18 protein-coding genes are annotated in these 18854 nt (G+C 68.1%); 12 read left to right on the top strand and 6 right to left on the bottom strand.

Annotated features, from left to right (window positions below; translation table 11 throughout):
• Nucleotides 1-12 precede the first annotated feature (12 nt).
• The 3 genes from hemA (at nucleotide 13) to AC07M9_RS05360 (ending at nucleotide 4587) form a co-directional block, all read left to right on the top strand.
• Entirely contained in the window at nucleotides 13-1227 is a 1215-nt protein-coding gene (gene hemA, locus AC07M9_RS05370) for a 5-aminolevulinate synthase (protein ID WP_494881947.1), read from the top strand.
• Between the two features lie 308 nt (nucleotides 1228-1535).
• Complete coding sequence (locus tag AC07M9_RS05365) at nucleotides 1536-2636, top strand: NADH:flavin oxidoreductase/NADH oxidase (RefSeq protein WP_494881945.1); 1101 nt, start codon at nucleotides 1536-1538, stop codon at nucleotides 2634-2636.
• A 166-nt stretch (nucleotides 2637-2802) separates the two neighbouring features.
• Nucleotides 2803-4587 carry a hypothetical protein gene (locus tag AC07M9_RS05360; protein ID WP_494881943.1) on the top strand — a complete coding sequence of 595 codons (1785 nt, stop codon included), beginning with the start codon at nucleotides 2803-2805 and terminating at the stop codon, nucleotides 4585-4587.
• Between the two features lie 85 nt (nucleotides 4588-4672).
• On the opposite strand, the gene AC07M9_RS05355 is transcribed toward AC07M9_RS05360, so the two are convergent.
• The 4 genes from AC07M9_RS05355 to AC07M9_RS05340 form a co-directional block, all read right to left on the bottom strand.
• A complete protein-coding gene (locus tag AC07M9_RS05355; RefSeq protein ID WP_494881942.1) occupies nucleotides 4673-5881 on the bottom strand; it encodes a type III PLP-dependent enzyme in 1209 nt (402 codons plus the stop codon).
• A 379-nt stretch (nucleotides 5882-6260) separates the two neighbouring features.
• Entirely contained in the window at nucleotides 6261-7463 is a 1203-nt protein-coding gene (locus AC07M9_RS05350) for a carboxynorspermidine decarboxylase (protein ID WP_494881940.1), read from the bottom strand.
• A gap of 132 nt (nucleotides 7464-7595) precedes the next feature.
• Nucleotides 7596-7970, bottom strand: coding sequence for a hypothetical protein (locus AC07M9_RS05345; RefSeq protein ID WP_494881939.1), 375 nt, complete (start codon nucleotides 7968-7970; stop codon nucleotides 7596-7598).
• A gap of 23 nt (nucleotides 7971-7993) precedes the next feature.
• Entirely contained in the window at nucleotides 7994-9205 is a 1212-nt protein-coding gene (locus tag AC07M9_RS05340) for a saccharopine dehydrogenase family protein (protein WP_494881938.1), read from the bottom strand.
• A gap of 217 nt (nucleotides 9206-9422) precedes the next feature.
• On the opposite strand from AC07M9_RS05340, the gene AC07M9_RS05335 reads away from it, so the two are divergent.
• The 5 genes from AC07M9_RS05335 (at nucleotide 9423) to AC07M9_RS05315 (ending at nucleotide 13100) form a co-directional block, all read left to right on the top strand.
• On the top strand, nucleotides 9423-10637 hold the full coding sequence (locus AC07M9_RS05335; RefSeq protein WP_494881937.1) for a BtaA family protein: 1215 nt from the start codon (nucleotides 9423-9425) through the stop codon (nucleotides 10635-10637).
• Between the two features lie 5 nt (nucleotides 10638-10642).
• Nucleotides 10643-11281: a class I SAM-dependent methyltransferase gene (locus AC07M9_RS05330; RefSeq protein ID WP_494881936.1), complete on the top strand. Its 639-nt coding sequence runs from the start codon at nucleotides 10643-10645 to the stop codon at nucleotides 11279-11281.
• 129 nt (nucleotides 11282-11410) lie between these two features.
• Nucleotides 11411-12382, top strand: a complete 972-nt coding sequence (locus AC07M9_RS05325) for a threonine ammonia-lyase (protein ID WP_494881934.1) — start codon at nucleotides 11411-11413, stop codon at nucleotides 12380-12382.
• A gap of 79 nt (nucleotides 12383-12461) precedes the next feature.
• Complete coding sequence (locus tag AC07M9_RS05320; protein ID WP_494881932.1) at nucleotides 12462-12692, top strand: hypothetical protein; 231 nt, start codon at nucleotides 12462-12464, stop codon at nucleotides 12690-12692.
• Nucleotides 12693-12839: 147 nt separating this feature from the next.
• Nucleotides 12840-13100, top strand: coding sequence for a hypothetical protein (locus tag AC07M9_RS05315; RefSeq protein ID WP_494881930.1), 261 nt, complete (start codon nucleotides 12840-12842; stop codon nucleotides 13098-13100).
• Nucleotides 13101-13238: 138 nt separating this feature from the next.
• Here AC07M9_RS05315 and AC07M9_RS05310 read toward each other — a convergent pair whose 3' ends face one another.
• Entirely contained in the window at nucleotides 13239-13709 is a 471-nt protein-coding gene (locus AC07M9_RS05310; RefSeq protein WP_494881929.1) for a MarR family winged helix-turn-helix transcriptional regulator, read from the bottom strand.
• Nucleotides 13710-13802: 93 nt separating this feature from the next.
• On the opposite strand from AC07M9_RS05310, the gene hmgA reads away from it, so the two are divergent.
• The 3 genes from hmgA to maiA are packed head-to-tail and all read left to right on the top strand — an operon-like array spanning nucleotide 13803 to nucleotide 17037.
• Nucleotides 13803-15104, top strand: coding sequence for a homogentisate 1,2-dioxygenase (gene hmgA, locus AC07M9_RS05305; protein WP_494883891.1), 1302 nt, complete (start codon nucleotides 13803-13805; stop codon nucleotides 15102-15104).
• Nucleotides 15101-16396, top strand: coding sequence for a fumarylacetoacetase (fahA, locus tag AC07M9_RS05300; protein WP_494881928.1), 1296 nt, complete (start codon nucleotides 15101-15103; stop codon nucleotides 16394-16396). The genes hmgA and fahA overlap by 4 nt, the downstream gene beginning before the upstream one ends.
• Nucleotides 16393-17037 (top strand): maleylacetoacetate isomerase, encoded by a 645-nt coding sequence (gene maiA, locus AC07M9_RS05295; protein ID WP_494881926.1) that lies wholly within the window; start codon nucleotides 16393-16395, stop codon nucleotides 17035-17037. Before fahA ends, maiA begins: the two co-directional genes overlap by 4 nt.
• A gap of 157 nt (nucleotides 17038-17194) precedes the next feature.
• Here maiA and AC07M9_RS05290 read toward each other — a convergent pair whose 3' ends face one another.
• Nucleotides 17195-17656: an Lrp/AsnC family transcriptional regulator gene (locus AC07M9_RS05290; RefSeq protein ID WP_494881925.1), complete on the bottom strand. Its 462-nt coding sequence runs from the start codon at nucleotides 17654-17656 to the stop codon at nucleotides 17195-17197.
• A 133-nt stretch (nucleotides 17657-17789) separates the two neighbouring features.
• Here AC07M9_RS05290 and AC07M9_RS05285 point away from each other — a divergent pair, with 133 nt between their 5' ends.
• Complete coding sequence (locus AC07M9_RS05285) at nucleotides 17790-18845, top strand: Leu/Phe/Val dehydrogenase (protein WP_494881924.1); 1056 nt, start codon at nucleotides 17790-17792, stop codon at nucleotides 18843-18845.
• Nucleotides 18846-18854 lie beyond the last annotated feature (9 nt).

Genomic DNA, 18854 nt, shown 5'->3' with positions numbered 1-18854 from the left:
ACAGTCTCAACCGTGAACTACGAACACATTTTCGACCAGGCGATCGAGCGGCTCCACTCCGAGGGCCGTTACCGCGTCTTCATCGACATCCTGCGCAACAAGGGCGCCTATCCGAACGCCCGCTGCTTCGCCGGCCACAACGGCCCGAAGCCGATCACGGTCTGGTGCTCGAACGACTATCTCGCGATGGGCCAGCACCCCAAGGTGATCGAGGCCATGGAAGAGGCGCTGCACGATGTCGGCGCCGGCTCGGGCGGCACCCGCAACATCGGCGGCAACACCCACTACCACATCGAGCTGGAGCAAGAGCTGGCCGACCTGCACGGCAAGCAGGGCGCGCTGTTGTTCACCTCCGGCTACGTCTCGAACGACGCCACGCTTTCCACCCTCGCCAAGCTGCTGCCCGGCTGCGTGATCTTCTCGGACGAGCTGAACCACGCCTCCATGATCGCCGGCATCCGCAACTCGGGCTGCGAGAAGAAGGTCTGGCGCCACAACGACCTCGATCATCTCGAGGAACTGCTGGCCGAAACCGACGAAAACGTGCCCAAGCTGATCGCGTTCGAGTCGGTCTATTCGATGGACGGCGACGTCGCGCCGATCCACGCGATTTGCGACCTGGCGGACAAGTACAACGCCCTCACCTACATCGACGAGGTACACGCGGTCGGCATGTACGGCCCCCGCGGCGGCGGCATCACCGACCGTGACGAGGCGGCGCACCGCATCGACATCATCGAGGGCACGCTGGGCAAGGCGTTCGGCGTGATGGGTGGCTACATCGCCACCAACACCAAGATCATCGACTGCATCCGCTCCTACGCGCCGGGCTTCATCTTCACGACCTCGCTGTCGCCGGTGCTGGTCGCGGGCGTTCTGGCCTCGGTCAAGCACCTCAAGAGCTCGAGCGAGGAACGCGAGGGCCAGCAGCGCTCGGCCGCGATGATGAAGCAGATGTTCCGCGACGCCGGCCTGCCGGTCATGGACTCGACCACGCACATCGTGCCGCTGATGGTGGGCGATCCGGTCCGTGCCAAGCAGATCAGCGACATCCTGCTCGCCGAGTACGGCGCCTACGTGCAGCCGATCAATTTCCCGACCGTGCCCCGCGGCACCGAGCGCCTGCGCTTCACCCCCGGCCCCGCGCATACCGAGGCGATGATGCGCGAACTCACCGACGCTCTCGCCGAGATCTGGGAACGCCTGGAAATGCGCGAGGCCGCCTGACCCCCTTACACCTGCCCCGCGCGCATGTCGGGCTGTGGCACGGCGGAATGGGTTAGGTTCGTTCAGGATGCGTCTCGCCGCAGCTCTCGTCGGATGTCCTCGAAGCCGTGCGCCTGCGGCTCCGGTTCCTGAGGCCAATACCGCTGCGCGCTTTCGCAGTTGCAAGATATTCTATCGGAAAGCCGCCGCCTGACCGGGTGCAGCCCCTTTTTTCCGGGGCCCTGCGTTCCCAAGTGCACGCTCGCTGCAACGATCCGCGCCTGAGCAGGATCGCATCCCCCGCAGCCGCAATGACCTGAGGAATATCCATGGCCAAGCTCTTCGAGCCCATATCCGTCGGCGATCTTACCCTGCCCAACCGCATCGTCATCGCGCCGATGTGCCAGTATTCCGCCGAGGACGGCCGCATGACCGACTGGCACGCCATGCATCTGGGCCAGCTGGCGCAGTCCGGCGCCGCGCTCCTGACGATCGAGGCCACCGCCGTGACGCCCGAGGGGCGCATCTCCTACGCCGACGTCGGCCTGTGGGACGACGCGACCGAGCAGGCCATGGCCAAGGTGCTCGAGGCGGTCCGCCGCTGGTCCGACATGCCGATCGCGATCCAGCTCGCCCACGCCGGGCGCAAGGCCAGCACCGCGAAGCCGTGGGACGGCGGCGCGCAGATCGCCGTCGATGCTCCCAACGGCTGGCAGACGCTCTCGGCTTCCGACCTGCCCTTCGAGGCGCACGAGAATCCCCCCGTGGCGCTCGACAAGGAAGGCCTTGCCCGCATCCGCGACGCCTTCGCCGAAGCGGCCCGCCGCTGCGCCCGGCTCGGCATCGACGCGATCCAGATCCACGCCGCCCACGGCTACCTGCTGCACCAGTTCCTTTCGCCGCTCTCCAACCACCGCACCGACGAATATGGCGGCAGCCCTGAAAACCGGCTCCGCTTCCCGCTCGAGGTCTTCGACGCCGTGCGGGCCGCCTTCCCCGCCGACAAGCCCGTCACGGTCCGCCTCTCGGGCACCGACTGGGCCGAAGGCGGCTGGGACATCGAGCAGACCGTCGCCTTCTCGAAAGCGCTGGAGGCGCGCGGCGCTGGGGCTATCCACGTCTCCTCGGGCGGCCTGTCGATCGACCAGAAGATTCCGGTCGGCCCCAACTACCAGGTCCCGCTCGCGCGCCGCGTGAAGGAGGAAGTGTCGATCCCGGTCGTGGCGGTGGGTCTCATCACCGAGCCCGAGCAGGCCGAGGCGATCATCGCCACCGGTGAGGCGGACATGATCGCGCTTGCCCGCACCGTGCTCTACGACCCGCGCTGGCCGTGGCACGCCGCCGCCGCGCTGGGCGCGCAGATCAAGGTCGCACCGCAGTTCCTGCGCAGCCAGCCGCGCCGCTACAAGGACCTGTTCGTCAGCGCCTGACGAAAACGGCGCCGACCCCGGCGCGCGGCGTTTAGGCATTCGTCGATGTCCTGTCCCGCGCCGGGATCGCTGCTGCTTTAGCGCGCGGCGAGCGCCCGCCGTCGCTTGACTTGCGCAGACGGGACGGCTTCCTGCGGCCTGACATTCAGGTATGCGGGGGCAGAGCATGGAAGGCCGGTCGGGCGGATCGATCGCCACAAGGGTGACGTGGGCGGCAGCGGCCGGGGCGGTGGTCCTGTTCGTGTTCACCATCGCGCGCTTCTTTCCGAACGCATCCGGGCGTCTTGGCTATGACTACGGGCTGTTCCTGCCCTGGTTCACGGGCGGGTATTTCTGGCAGTCCGTGAACGGCCCCCTCGTCCCCCCCGAGTTCCTGCCGTCGTTCTGTGGCGGTACGCCGTTTCTGTTCAATCCCCAGTCCGTCTACTGGTCGCTGCCGCAGATGCTGATGGCGGTGATGCCGCCGATGGCGAGCCTGATCGTCTCGTGGACCGCCTTCGGACTGGCGGGAGGCGCCGGCATGTACCTGCTCGCAAGGCACGCCTTCGCCGCGTCCGCGCCGGCGGCACTGGTGGCGGGGACGATCTTCCTGCTCAACGGCTTCTACGTCAGCCGCATGATCGTCGGACATGTGACCTTCCACGGCGTGATGCTGCTGCCGCTGATCGCCCTGCTCCTGTTCCCGCAGCCCGCCGCAGGGCGCACACGATGGACGGGAGCCGCCGCGCGCTGCACCGCAAGCGCGCTGTTGCTGGCCTACCTGTTCTACAGCGGCGGCACCAACACCATCCTGCCGATGATGCTGGCGCTGGCGATGCTGGCCCTGATGCTCGCCTGGTGCGGCCGCTGGCACTCCGGGATCGTCCCGCTCGCGGCAGTCGCGGCCGTGATCTGGATAGCGCTCTGCGCGTACAAGCTGCTGCCCGCGCTGGCCTTTGCCGCCGAGGTCGTGCGGCCCGTCAGCCTGCGCATGACCGAGAGCCTGCCCATGCTGGTCGGGGGAGCCGGTGCCTCGCTGTTTGTCCCGCAGGTCCTCGCGTGGCTGCCGCCGGAGAAGCTTGTGCTCGACCGGGCCGAGTTCGAGTATGGCGTGGGCATCGTGCCGCTGCTGGCACTCGGCTGGGCTCTGTGGGCCGCCATCCGGCGGGGCGACCTTCGCCGCCTCGCCGCACCGGGCAGGAGGCTCCTCCTGCTGGCGCTGGGGATGCTCCTGCTGATCCCGATGCTGGTGAACTGGGACGCGCTCGGCCTGCGCTGGCTGGTGCTGCACCTGCCGGTGGTCAAGATGATGTCGGTGATGCTGCGGTTCTGGTTCGCCTACGTGCCGCTGCTCTGCGTGCTGACCGCCGTCCTGCTCGACTATCTGGTCGCTGCTCCCATCGGCCGCGCATGGTGGGCCACAGGGGCGATCGTGCTGACGATCGCGCAGACGGCCGCGACGGATATGACCTACTACGAGCAGCAGGCCTACGATCCCGCTCCGCTGATGGCCGCCCACGCGCGCGTCGCGGCGGGAGGCAAGGTCCCGGCCATCACCCGCATCGCCGATCCGTGGGAGGGCAGCGGCGAGCAACTGACCGCCCGCAACGACGCCGTAGCCGACGGGGTGAGCGACTTTCCCTGCTACGAGCCGATGTTCGGCTACCGCATGGAAGTCTTCCCGCAGGGCCCGCTCGCCCCGGGACCTGCGCTCGGCGTGAGCGGCGGACGGCCCAATCTCCGCAATCCCGCCTGCTACGTCTTCCCGGCCGAGAACCAGTGCCGCCCCGGCGACGCCTTCACGCTCGCCCAGCGCCCGCAGGCCGAGGCGTTCAGCCGGTATCGCCCGTTCGCCTATGCGCGCCCACTCCGCCAGCGCATCGCCGCCGGGGCAAGCCTCGCCGCGCTGCTGGGATGCATGCTGGCGCTCGCGCTGTCCGGCATGGCGGCACTGCGCGCCCGGCGCCGCTGACCGCAACGAAAGGCCCTCCGAAGCCGAAGCACCGGAGGGCCTGATCTGCGTAAGGCGCGGGCAGCGTAACGCCGCCCGCCGTGCGTCAGCGCAGCGAGACGACGTTGTCCGAGACGCGCGGGTCCTTGCGGCCGGTGTAGAGGCTCGCCATCGGCTCGTCCTGCGCCATCACGACCTCGCCGCCGCCGAAGCCGTTGAAGGCGGTGCGCATGGCCGCGCCGTAGGCGCCCAGCATGCCGACCTCGATCCAGTCGCCCGCCTTGATGTCGGAGGGGAGCATGAACGGGCCTTCCATGAAGTCCGCGTCGTCGCAAGTCGGGCCGTAGAAGGAAAACTCCTTCAGCTCGCTCGAACGCTCACCGTCGCGCGGGATAGCCTTGACGGGGAAGCGCCAGGCGACGTGCGCGGCATCGTAGAGCGCGCCGTAGGCACCGTCGTTGATATAGAGTTCGTCACCGCGGCGCTTCTCGACCTTGACGATCAGCGAGTTGTACTCGGCCGACAGCGCGCGGCCGGGTTCGCACCACAGCTCGGCGTTGTAGGCGATCGGCAGGGCCTCGAAGTGGCGATGGATGATCGCGAAGTAGTCCTCGAGCGGCGGCGGCTCCATGCCCGGGTAGAACGAGGGGAAGCCCCCGCCCACGTCGATCATGTCGATGACCACGCCCGCATCGGCGATCGCGGCACGCGCGCGCTCGAGCGCCTGGACGTAGGCGAAGGGTGTCATAGCCTGCGAACCGACGTGGAAGCACACGCCCAGCCAGTCGGCGACCTGGCGGGTCGCCTGGAGCAGCTCACCCGCGTCGGCAAGGTCGATGCCGAACTTCGAGGCGAGGCTGAGTTCCGAATACTCGGACGAGACGCGCAGGCGCACGCAGAGGCGCAGGTCCGTGGCACGGTTGCCCTCGGCGTCGGCGGTCGCTTCGACGATCTTCTCGACTTCCTCGAGCGTGTCGAGGCTGAAGGTGCGCACGCCGTGCTGGAAATAGGCCTCGCGGACCGCGCTTGCGGTCTTGACCGGGTGCATGAAGCACAGGGTCGCGTCGGGAAGCGTCGCGCGCACCATGCGCACCTCGGTGATCGAGGCAACGTCGTAGTGCGTGATGCCGTTGTCCCAGAGGATCTGGATGAGATCCGGCGAGGGATTCGCCTTTACCGCATAAAGCGACTTGCCCGGAAACTTCGTGGCGAAGAAACGGGCCGCCCGCGCAGCAGCGTGCGGACGGTTGATAATCACGGGTTCGTCTGGCGAAAGGGTACCAGCTACAACCGATGCGTCAGGGTAAATGTGCAATTCAAGGGACCCCCAAACGGTGTGTTACCACCGATGTTAATGACAAGGGCTGCCTTGCGGTTTGGAAGTCCCCATGGGGCAGCGAGGGGCCGGATATAGGGTTGCTTTGGCGATTCGCAAGAAAAAATAGACCCCTTTCACAAAAACGTCATACAGGAGCCGGGCGCGAAAACGCCGTTACAAAATCCGGGTTTTTTCTAAAATAAACCAGTGGCTTGCATATGCTCTCTCCGTGACAGCCGGATGACGCCTCACGGGGCCAGTTCGGCGAACGGTCGTCGAGGATTGCAACGTGCGGATGCCCTTCTCTGCTCCCGGCGATTCGCAAATCCGGGACTGGTCGGGCCTGCGGCGCGGCGGGCGGAGAAAGGCGGCCATGTCAGCTCAGGCGGCTACGGAAGTCCTCGTAGTCGAACTTGCGGACGCATTCGAGGCCGTCGTTCTGCGAGTCCCACAGCCAGATCGAGGGCAGGGGCACGCCGTTGAACGTGGTGGTCTTGACCATCGAATAATGCGCCTGGTCGAGGAAGGCGAAGCGGTGGCCGGGCTCGATGGGCCCGGGGAACCGGTAGTCGCCGATCACGTCGCCGGCGAGGCACGAGGGCCCGCCGAGGCGCACTGCCCCGCCCTCGCCCGCATCGACGAGGCCGTCGTCCTCAACCGGCAGCTCGCCCAGCATGGCGGGGCGATAGGGCGCCTCGATCACGTCAGGCATGTGGCAGGTGGCCGAGATGTCGACGACCGCGACCGGCATGCCGTTCCAGCCCACGTCGAGCACGGTGCCGACGAGGATGCCGGCATCCAGCGCCACCGCTTCGCCCGGCTCGATGTAGATCTGCGCGCCGGTGTCCTCGGCCATGTCGGCGAGGAATTCGACCAGTTCGTCGCGCTGGTAATCGGCGCGGGTGATGTGGTGCCCGCCGCCTAGGTTGATCCACTTGAGCTCGCCGAAATAGGGCTCGAGGTAGTCGAACACCTTGTCCCAGGTGCGCTGCAGCGGCTCGAAATCCTGCTCGCACAGGTTGTGGAAGTGGATGCCGTCGATCATGCCGACATGCTCTTCGGTCAGCTGGTCGATCGGGAAGCCGAGGCGCGAGTGCGCGGCGCTGGGATCGTACTTTGGCACCTCTCCCTCTGGATGCAGCGGGTTGATGCGCAGGCCGATGTGGAAGATCTCGCCGCGCGCCCGGGCCAGCTCGATGAAGGGCCAGAAGCGCTCGATCTGCGCGGGCGAGTTAAAGACGACGTGGTCGGAGAGGCGCAGGATCTCGTCCATGTCCTCCTCCTTGTAGGCCGCGCAGTAAGTCGCGATCTCGCCGTCGTAGAACTCCGAGGCAAGGCGCGCTTCCCACAGGCCCGAGGTGCACACGCCGTCGAGGTATTCGCCCACGATCGGGGCGGTCGACCACATCGAGAAAGCCTTCAGCGCCGAGAGGACCTTGGCGCCCGAACGCTCGCCGATGTCGGCGAGGATGCGCAGATTGTCGCGCAGCTTCGCCGCATCGACCACGAAGGCCGGGCTGTCGACCCGCGCGAGGTCGAATTGGGCGAAGGCGCCCGGATCGCCGGCTCTGGTTTCCATGTGCTTCGTCCTAGAGTTTCTGAACCAAGGTCCGTTCGTGTCGAGCAAAGTCGAGACACCGTACAAAGCGCGGGCGATTGTCACGGGCTATCCCCGCGACCGTTGCGGGCAAAGCACCGGGCACCCCCGAGCTCAGTCGACGCAGATCGCGCCCGTCGCCTTGCTGCCCTTGACCTCGGCGTAGCAGCCGAACAGGCGATCGTCGGCCTGGCACTGTCCGGTGACGGCAGCGGTGGAGCCGGTGTCGCCGGCGCTGCCAACGCACTTGCCCTGGCACTGCGCGCTGTCAGAGCACTGCTTGCCCGCATCCGCGAAGGCGTGGACGCAGCTTTCCGCCTGCATTCGCCCGCGCCGCTGCACGGTGCCGCCGCCGGAGGTGCAGGCCGCCTTGTCCGCCGCGCTCATGTCGCGCGAGAAGGACTGGCCGCCCTCAGCCGCGGGCGCCGTTTCGGGCGCAGCGGCCTGCGGGGTGCAGGCGCCGAGCGCGAGTGCGCCCAGCGCCGTCATGGCGATCGTCCGAAACACCCGCATCAGAACGGCAGCGGCTCGGCGAGTTCTTCGACCGTCCACGGCAGGCCGTGCTTGTTCAGCATGTCCATGAAGGGATCGGGATCGAACTGCTCGATGTTGAATACGCCCTCGCCGCTCCACGCGCCGGTCAGCACCATGGCCGCACCGATCATCGCGGGCACGCCGGTGGTATAGCTGACCGCCTGGTTGCCGGTTTCCTCGTAGGCGTCCTCGTGGTCGCAGATGTTCTTGATGTAGAACGTCTTCTCGCCCGAACCGTCGAGCGCCTGGCCGGTCGCGATGTCGCCGATGTTGGTCTTGCCCTTGGTCGTGGGGCCGAGCGAGGCGGGCTCGGGCAGCACGGCTTTCAGGAACTGCAGCGGCACGATCTCGACGCCGTTGTAGATCACCGGGTCGATGCGGGTCATGCCCACGTTCTGCAGCACGGTGAGGTGCTGGATATAGGCGTCGCCGAAGGTCATCCAGAAGCGCGCGCGCTCCATCTCGGGGACGAACTTCGCGAGGCTTTCCAGTTCCTCGTGGTACATCATGTACATGTTCTTGGGACCGACGGCCTCGAAGTCGAAGCTGACCTTCTTGGCCATCGCCGGGGTCTCGACGAACTGGCCGTTCTCCCAGTGACGCGCGGGCGCGGTCACTTCGCGGATGTTGATTTCCGGGTTGAAGTTGGTCGCGAAGGCCTGCCCGTGGTCGCCGCCGTTGCAGTCGAGGATGTCGAGCGTGCGGATGGTGGCGAGCTTGTGCTTCTTGAGCCACATCGCGAAGACCGAGGTCACGCCCGGGTCGAAGCCAGAGCCGAGCAGCGCCATCAGGCCTGCTTCCTTGAAGCGCTCCTGGTAGGCCCACTGCCAGTGGTATTCGAACTTGGCCACGTCCTTGGGCTCGTAGTTCGCGGTGTCCATGTAATGGGTGCCGGTCGCGAGGCAGGCGTCCATGATCGCGAGATCCTGGTACGGCAGCGCAAGGTTGACCACCAGCTTGGGGCCGATCTCGCGGATCAGCGCCGAGGTCGCCGCCACGTCGTCGGCGTCGATGGCATAAGTGCCGATGGTCACGCCGGTGCGCGCCTTGACCGATTCGGCGATCGCCTCGCACTTGCTGACGGTGCGGCTGGCGAGATGGATATCCGAGAAGATGTCGGCATTCATCGCCATCTTGTGGACCGCGACCGAGCCGACGCCGCCTGCGCCGATCACCAGAACCTTGCTCACCGGATTGTCTCCTTCGGGAGGGCAACAAAAGAAAGAGGGCCATATAGGGCCGCTGTGTGACAACTCAACTGCCGAGCGTGAACCGCACAATAACGACACCTGGTCGCACACAGGCTTATCCTAGCCCGTGCCTGTCACAAACTGCCATCGCCGCGTCATCACCCGGTCACCGCACGGGGGCATCTGCGCCACAACTCCTACGAAGGAACCCGGCGCCATGACCTCTCCCCGCCCCAGCCTCATCGAAGGCGCCGTCGTCCGCGAGGACAGTTCGCGCAAGAGCCGCCTGCTCGACAAGGCCTTTGCGATGGCCTTCAAGGGCCTGGTCTACGCGCAGATCTGGGAAGACCCAGTCGCCGACATGGACGCGATGGAGATCCAGCCCGACAGCCGCATCATCACCATCGCCAGCGGCGGCTGCAACGCGCTATCGTACCTGACCGCGAATCCCGAGCACATCACCGTAGTCGACCTCAACACCGCCCACATCGCGCTCAACGAACTCAAGCACGCCGCGGTGCGCCACCTCGACTACGCGGACCTGCGCCGCTTCGTCGCCGAGGCCGACCGCCCCGGGAACCTCGCGCTCTACCGCGACAGCCTCGCCCCGCACCTGAGCGACGCGACCCGCCGCTACTGGGAAGGCCGCGACCTCGTCGGCCGTCGCCGCATCGGCGCCTTCACGCGCGGCGTCTACCGCCACGGCCTGCTCGGCAGCTTCATCGGCGCGGCGCACCTGATCGCCAGGCTCCACCGCATCGACCCCGCCGAAATCCTCGCCGCCGACACCCTCGCGGACCAGCGCCGCGTCTTCGACGAGCGTTTCGCCCCTATGTTCGAGCGCCCGCTGGTGCGCTGGCTGACCCGCCACCCCGCCTCGCTGTTCGGCCTCGGCATTCCCCCAGCGCAGTACGACGCGCTCGCCGGCGGGCACTCCATGGCCGACGTGCTGCGCGGGCGGCTGGAAAAGCTCTCGTGCGACTTCCCGGTCAACGACAATTACTTCGCCTGGCAGGCCTTCTCGCGCGGCTACGGCAAGGGCGTGGAAGCACCCCTGCCGCCCTACCTGCAGGAGGCCAACCTGCCGCAGGTGCGTGAACGGCTGGGCCGCCTCGACCTGCGCCACGCCAATTTCACCCACGTCCTCGCCGCCGCCGATGACGCCAGCTACGACCGCTACGTCCTGCTCGACGCGCAGGACTGGATGACCGACGCGCAGTTGACCGAGCTGTGGACCGAGATCACCCGCACCGCCCGCCCCGGCGCCCGCGTGCTGTTCCGCACCGCCGCCGAACCCTCGCTGCTGCCCGGCCGCGTGCCCGAGGCCATCCTCGACCGCTGGGACTACCGCGAGGCCGAATCGCACAAGGCCAACCGCGCCGACCGTTCCTCGATCTACGGCGGCGTCCACCTCTACGTGTTCAGGGGCTGACCGCCGTGGCCACCACAGCATCCGACCACGCCGCGTTGATGGACCGCGTCTACCGCTGGCAGCGCCCGATCTACGACCTGACGCGCAAGTACTATCTGTTCGGCCGCGACCGGTTGATCCGCGAACTCGAGGCCAAGCCCGGCATGTCCGTGCTGGAGATTGGCTGCGGCACCGGGCGCAACCTGGCGATGGTGGCGAAGCGCTGGCGCGGGGTGCGGCTCCACGGCCTCGACATCTCGGGCGAGATGCTGCGCGGCGCCCGCAAGCGGCTCGGCCGGTCGGGCACGCTGGCGCTGGGCGACGCGACCCGTTTCGACGCCATGGACCTGCTCGGCCGCGACGGGTTCGAGCGCGTCATGCTGTCCTACGCGCTGTCGATGATCCCCGACTGGGAAGCGGCGCTGGCGCAGGCCGCCGCTACGCTGGCGCCGGGTGGTTCGCTCCATGTGGTCGACTTCGGCGACTGCGCCGGCCTTCCGCGCCCCTTGCGCGCCCTGCTGACCGGCTGGCTCGCGCGCTTCCACGTCACCCCTCGTCTCGATCTCGGCAATGCGGCGGCCCACGTGGCGCGCGTCCATGGTCTGCGATTGGAGCACCAGCGCGGGCCGCTGGGCTACTACCAGATCGTGCGCCTGTCGCGGTGAACGCGTCGTCCCCGCGCAGGCCGGGACCCATCTCCTGACGTGGCCGATTGAAGCGGCACCAGATGGGTTCCCGCCTTCGCGGGAATGACGAGGGTTTTGTTGAGCCTCGCTCGCGCCTAGAAGCCCCCCATGACCCCGACCCGCACCCCGACCGCCGCAGGCGTCGCCCTCGCCGCCCGCAAGGTGGCCGAGATTCTGCCCGCCCCCCCCCTGCTCCCGCTCGAGATCGAGGGCCGCACGATCTGGTGCAAGGCCGAGTGCCTCCAGCCCGTCGGCGCGTTCAAGATTCGCGGGGCATGGCACCGTCTGACCGACCTCACCCAAGCCGAGCGCGCCGCCGGCGTCGTCGGCGTCTCCAGCGGCAACCACGCGCAGGGCGTCGCCTGGGCCGCCCGCCGCCTCGGCGTGACCGCCGCCATCGTCATGCCCGTAGACGCCCCCGCCGTGAAGCTCGCCAACACCCGCGCGCTGGGCGCCGAAGTCGTGCTCTACGACCGCCCCGGAGGCGAGGACCGCGACGAAGTGGCCGAGCGACTGTGCATCGAGCGCGGCGCCACCCTCGTCCACGCCTACGCCGACCCGTGGATCATCGAGGGCCAGGGCAGCACCGGCATCGAGATCGCCGCGCAGATGCAGGCGCTGGCCGGCGGCCCGCCCGACCTCGTCGTCGCCCCCTGCGGCGGCGGCGGCCTGACTGCCGGACTCGCGCTTGCCTGCCCCGATGCGCGCATCGTCCCCGTGGAGCCCGAGGGCTGGGACGACGTCTGCCGCAGCCTCGCCGCCGGGCGGATCGAGCGGGTCGCGCCAGACGCCCCGCCGACCGCCTGCGACGCGCTGCAGACGCCCGCCACGCGCCCGATCAATTTCGCCATCCTGCAGGCGCGCTGCCCGTTCGGCCTCGTCGTCACCCCGGCAGAAGTGCGCGCCGCGCAGCGCCTGGCCTTCGCGAAGCTGCGCCTCGTCGTCGAGCCGGGCGGCGCGGCGGCGCTGGCGGCGGTCCTGGCAGGCAAGGTCGAACTGGGACCTCGCACCGCCGTGGTGCTCTCGGGCGGAAACACCGATGCGGAGGCATTCGCCAGAGTCCTGTCCGGTACGGACTGAACGCGCAAATCCCCATGGAAACGGGGGCCTCGGCGCGGTATATGACGGCATAACGACACGAAGAGAGTCGGAGCAGGCGATGGGCAAAGGACGTCCCGTCCACGCGATGAGGCCGTTCAAGTTCGCCTACATCGGCGTGGAGGCATTCTTCATCCTGATCACACTGGCGACGCTGGCGGACGCGCTGCTGGCCGAGAACTGGGGCCTGGGCTGGCCCACCTTCTTCCTCGGCTTCGTCGCCAGCGCCTGGGGTGCGGTCGCCTATCCGGTCTGCGGTGGCTGCTGCGGCTGGGACGCGGATACGGGGTGAATGTGCGGACAGGCACTTGCTTCCCCTCTCCGTTCGTGTCGAGCGCAGTCGAGACACGCTGACGGCGCGCGAGGTGTCTCAACTGCGCTCGGCAAAACGCAGGCAGGTTTCGCTTTCTCCCACGCCCGGCAGATCCTACAATAGCCCATGGACTTCGACGACCAGCTGCGCCGCTACTTCGGCACCGACGATCTCTCGACGATCGCGCCCACCACGCTCGAAACCGGGATCGACCGCATGCGCGTCGACTTCGGCATGGAGAAGGACAAGGGACGCCGCTTCGCGCTGTGGACGCTGATGTTCATGTTCGGGGCCGCGCCCGACCTCGACGTCGCCTTCGACAACGAGGCCGACCGCAACACCGCGCGGGATTTCATGGACATGATGGACAAGGCCGCGGGCGGGTAACGCCCGCCCGACACCATCCACCCCCAGCCCTTTCCGTCGCCCCCTCGCATGCGGGGGGTCCCGCTTTCTTACGCGAGCCCCAAGGAACAAGCGGGATCCCCGTCTACGCGGGGACGACGGGGTTTTGGACGCAGTTCTTCAGGACGATTCCTGACCCGGCGGATCTTCAATATCCAGCACCGCCGCGTCGATCCGCCGCAGCATCTGCACGAAATCGGCGATCTCGCGATCTTCGAACCGCGAGAATATCCGGCTCTCCAGTTCCAGCGCCTTCGGCGCGATATCGGCGTGGAGGGCGCGGCCTTCGCCGCTCAGTACCAGCAGGTGCGAGCGGCGGTCTCCTGCATGGGGCATCCGCTCCAGCAGCCTGCGCTTCGTCAGGCTGGCGGTGGCGCGGCTTACGGTCATCTTGTCCATCCGGGTGCGCGCGCAGATCTCCTGCTGGGTAATGCCGTCCGCCTGCGCCACCCAGGCAATCACCCGCCACTCTGGCACGCCGATGCCGAACAGCCGCCCATAGGTGCGCGCTATGCTGTCGCTCACCAGCGTCGAGGTGAACGACAGGCGGTAGGGAATGAAGGCGTCGAGGTGCAGGCGATGCTCGGTCATGGGGTTTAGTAACATTTGACACCAAGCCATCAATCCTTATGTAGTATCAAACGTTACCATCTGCGGGAGACAGGCGTGCGCGACGAGGCGATGATGACCGGGTTCGGCAACCACTTCGCCACCGAGGCTCTCGAGGGCGCGCTGCCGGTCGGGCGCAATTCGCCGCAGCGCGTGCCCTTCGGCCTTTATGCCGAGCAACTCTCCGGCACCGCCTTCACCGCGCCCCGCGCTGAAAACCACCGCAGCTGGCTCTACCGCCTGCGTCCGACCGCCAATCATCCTGCGTTCCAGCCCTACGCCGCGCCCACCCGCCTGCGCAGCGGGCCGTTCGAAGACGCGCCGCCGACCCCCAACCGCCTGCGCTGGGACCCGCTCCCCCTGCCCGCCGAGCCCACCGATTTCATCGACGGCCTCGTCACTTACTGCGGTAACGGCGACCCGGCGGCGGGGGCCGGCATCGGCGTCCACCTCTACGCCGCGAACCGCTCGATGGAGCGCCGCGCACTGTTCAACGCCGACGGCGAGATGCTGATAGTGCCGCAACAAGGCCGGCTTAGCGTCGTGACAGAGATGGGCGTGCTCCCCGTCGAACCCGAGCAGATTGTCGTCATCCCGCGCGGAGTGCGTTTCCTGATCGAACTGCCGGACGGCGCGGCGCGGGGGTATATCTGCGAGAACTACGGTGCGCTTTTCCGCCTTCCCGACCTCGGCCCGATCGGCTCCAACGGCCTCGCCAATCCGCGCGACTTCGAAGTGCCGGTCGCCCGCTTCGAGGATGACGACGAACCCTTCGAGATCGTCCAGAAGTTCTGTGGCACCTTGTGGACCACCACGCTGCCCCACTCGCCGTTCGACGTCGTCGCCTGGCACGGCAATCTCGCGCCCTACCGCTACGACCTGCGGTGCTTCAACACGATGAACACGGTCAGCTTCGACCATCCCGACCCCTCGATCTTCACCGTTCTGACCTCGCCCAGCGATACGCCGGGCACCGCCAACTGCGACTTCGTGATTTTCCCGCCGCGCTGGATGGTGGCCGAGGCGACGTTCCGCCCGCCGTGGTTCCACCGCAACGTGATGAGCGAGTTCATGGGCCTCATCCACGGCGCCTACGACGCCAAGGCAGGCGGTTTCGCGCCCGGCGGCGCCTCGCTCCACAACTGCATGGCGGGCCACGGCCCCGACCGCGCGAGCTACGAGGCGGCGGTCGGCGCCACCCTCGTCCCGCATCGGATCGAGAACACCATGGCCTTCATGTTCGAAAGCCGCTTTCCCTTGCGCACCACGCGTTTCGCGCAGGAAACGCCGCTGTGCCAACTCGACTACGACGACTGCTGGACCGGCTTTCGCAAGGCCCGGCTTCCCGCCAACACCGCCAAAGGGCCCGACGCATGACCTTTCCCAAGATCGACGAAACCCACGATCCCGCGCTGAAAAGCTGGGTCGCGAGCGCCGAGGGCCACGCCGACTTCCCCGTCCAGAATCTGCCCTACGGCGTGTTCTCGCCCGGCCATGACACCCGCCGCATCGGCGTGGCCATCGGCGACGAGATCCTCGACCTCGCCGCCATCGCCGACCTCCTGCCGCTCGAAGTGCGCGAGGCGCTGGGCGGCGCCACCCTCAATGCTCTCTTCGCGCTTCCCTCGCCCGGCCGCCTCGCGCTGCGCAAGTCGTTGAGCGCGCTGCTGTGCGACGCCGGCCGCGAGGAAACACTGCGCCCGCACCTCCACGCCGCCTCGCTTTGCGCGATGCACCTGCCCGCCGCGATCGGCGACTACACCGACTTCTACGTCGGCATCCATCACGCCACCAACATCGGCAAGCTGCTGCGCCCCGACAATCCGCTGCTGCCCAACTACAAGTACGTGCCGATCGGCTACCACGGCCGCGCCTCGTCAGTGCGTCCCTCGGGCGTGCCGGTCCGGCGGCCGAGCGGGCAGCGTAAGCCCCCCGAGGCCGAAGTCCCCGTCGTCGGCCCGACCGCGCGGCTCGACTACGAACTCGAACTCGGCGTCTGGATCGGGCGCGGCAACGCGCTGGGCGACACCGTGCCGATCGAGCGCGCGGCCGACCACGTCGCCGGTTTCTGCCTGCTCAACGACTGGTCGGCGCGCGATTTCCAGGCCTGGGAATACGTGCCGCTGGGCCCGTTCCTCGCCAAGAGCTTCCAGTCGACGATCTCGCCTTGGGTGGTGACGGCCGAGGCCATGGCCCCGTTCCGCATCGCCCAGCCGCCGCGCCCCGAGGGCGACCCCCGCCCACTACCCTACCTGTGGGACAAGGACGATCAGGCCGGCGGCGCGCTGGGCATCGAACTGGAAGTCTACATCTCGACGGCGCGGATGCGCGAGGCCGGGGCGGAGCCGCACCGCCTTTCGGTCGGCCCGGCGTCGAACATGTACTGGACCGTGCAGCAGATCGTCACCCACCACGCCTCGAACGGCTGCAACCTGAGCCCCGGCGACCTGCTCGGCACCGGCACGATCTCGACGCCGACGCCCGAGGGCTTCGGGAGTCTGATGGAGCTGTCGGGCAACGGCAAGACCAGGATCGCGCTGCCGAACGGCGAGGAGCGCACTTTCCTCGAAGACGGCGACGAAGTCACCCTCAAGGCCGTCGCCCGCGCGGACGGCTACGTGCCGATCGGCTTCGGCGAGTGCCGCGCTTCCGTGCTCCCCGCGGCATGAGCGCCCCCGTCCTTCACGGCTACTGGCGTTCCACGGCATCCTACCGGGTGCGGATCGCGCTCGCCCTGAAGGGCGTGGACTATGCGCAGGTCACCCACGACCTGCGCACCGGCGGCCAGCGCGACCCGGCCTATCTGGCGCTGGCGCCGCAGGGGCTGGTCCCCGCGCTGGAGACGGGCGGGATGGTGCTGACGCAGAGCCCCGCCATTCTCGAATGGATCGAGGAAAGCTGGCCGGAGCCGGCGCTGCTTCCCGCCGATGCCGGGGGACGCGCGGCGGTGCGCGCGATGGCGGCGCTGATCGGCTGCGACATCCATCCGCTCAACAACCTGCGCGTGCTGGCGGCGCTGCGGACCGAGTTCGGCGCCTCGCAGGCGCAGGTCGATGCGTGGATCGCCCGCTGGATCGGCGACGGCTTTGCCGCGCTGGAACCGCAGGTGGCTCGCCACGACGCGGGCTTCGCGTATGGCCGGGCGCCGACGCTCGCCGACTGCTACCTCGTCCCCCAGCTCTATTCCGCCGAGCGGTTCGGCGTCGATCTCTCGCCCTACCCCGCGCTGGTGGCGGCAGGCGAAGCGATGCGCGCAATCCCCGAGGTCGCAGCCGCGCATCCCTCGACCCAGCCCGACGCGGACGGCTGAATGCTTACAAAAAACCCCGTCGCCCCCGCGAAGGCGGGGGCCCCGCTTTTCTCGCGACCTAGCAGAACGAAGCGGGATCCCCGCCTACGCGGGGATGACGATACATTTTGTCATTCCTGAGTTGGCCAGCCATGGATCGGCGTCAGATGACCGACCGCTAGATCGGCAGCGCCGTGGTCGCCTTGATCTCCGACAGCGCCACGGTCGAGGTGATTTCCTGTACGCCCGGCAGCTGCGACAGCTTCTCGAAGAAGAAGCGCTCGTAGGCGCTGATGTCCTCGGCCACCACGCGGATCATGAAGTCCACCGACCCCAGCAGCACGTAGCAGTCGAGCACTTCGGGGAACTCGCGGATCTTGGCGGCGAACTCGTCGAGGTTGGCGCGGCCGTGGGCGTTCAGCTTCACTTGCGCGAAGACATGCGCGTTCAGGCCCACCTTGTGCCGGTCGACGATGGCGACGCGCCGCTGGATGACGCCTTCGCGCTCCAGCCTGTCGATCCGCCGCCAGCAGGGCGAGGCGGAGAGGCCGACGCGCTCGGCGATCTGCGCCGTCGTTTGATTCGCATCGCGCTGGAGCTCGCGGAGAATTTTTCGCTCGAATGGATCAAGATCGGTCATTCTGACCTTATATCACGTCCATCCAGAACGCGTCTTGCGAGAATTGGTCTCCACGGCCCAAAACGAGGTGAGATTGCCCCCGGCATCGCTGCGATAATGGCATCCTGACCCAAGCTCGCTCAGGAGCGCAAAAATGGTAGCCGGAACCCGACGCATGATGCCACCGATGGAATATGTCCGCCTGTTCGACGAAGCCGCCGGTCTCGACGGGGTGATCGCGATCCATTCGACCGCGCGCGGGCCCGCGGCGGGCGGCTGCCGCCTGTGGTCCTACGCCGATTCGAGCGAGGCCATGGCCGACGCCTTCCGCCTCGCCGAGGGCATGAGCTACAAGAACGCCATGGCCCGCCTGCCCTTCGGCGGCGGCAAGGCCGTGCTGCGCCGTCCCGCCGGCAATTTCGACCGCCGCGCCCTGTTCGAAGCCTTCGGCCGCGCGGTCGAGAAGCTGGACGGCCGCTACGTCACCGCCGAGGACGTCGGCACCGGCGTCGCCGACATGGAATGCGCCGCGCGCCACACCCGCCACGTCGCCGGACGCACGGCGATGCCCGGCCTCGCGGGCGGCGATCCCTCGCCCTGGACCGCGCTCGGCGTGTTCGAGGCGATGAAGGAGGCCGTCCGCCTGCGCCACGGCAGCTCGCTCTCGGGCGTGACCGTTTCCGTGCTCGGCGTGGGCAACGTCGGCGCCGGGCTCTGCCACCTGCTGGCGGACGAAGGCGCGCGCCTCGTCATCGCCGACATCGACCCGGTGCGCTGTGCCCGCCTCGCCGAGCAGACCGGCGCGCGGACCGTCAGCATCGATGCGCTTGCCGGCGAGGAGACCGAAGTCTTCGCCCCCTGTGCCCTTGGCGGCGCGCTGGACGAAGCGACCGTCGCCATGCTCAAGGCCGGGATCGTCTGCGGCGCGGCCAACAACCAGCTCGCCGCGCCCCACCTCGCCGACGTGCTGATGGCGAGGGGGATCACTTACGCGCCGGACTACGTGGTCAACGCCGGCGGCATCATCAACGTCGCCGCCGAATACCTCGGCGAAAGCGCCGACCAGGTGCGCGGCCGCGTCATGGAGATCGGCCCGCGCACCCGCGACCTGCTCGAGACCGCCGCCGCCGAGAACCTGCCCCCGCCGCTCGTCGCCGACCGCATGGCCGAGGGGTTGATGGTCCGCGAGCGGGATCTGGAAGCGGTGTGACCGGGCGCG

The sequence above is a fragment of the Novosphingobium sp. GW821-FHT09E05 genome (assembly GCF_059416165.1).
This window is presented reverse-complemented; position numbering and strand designations above follow the sequence as displayed.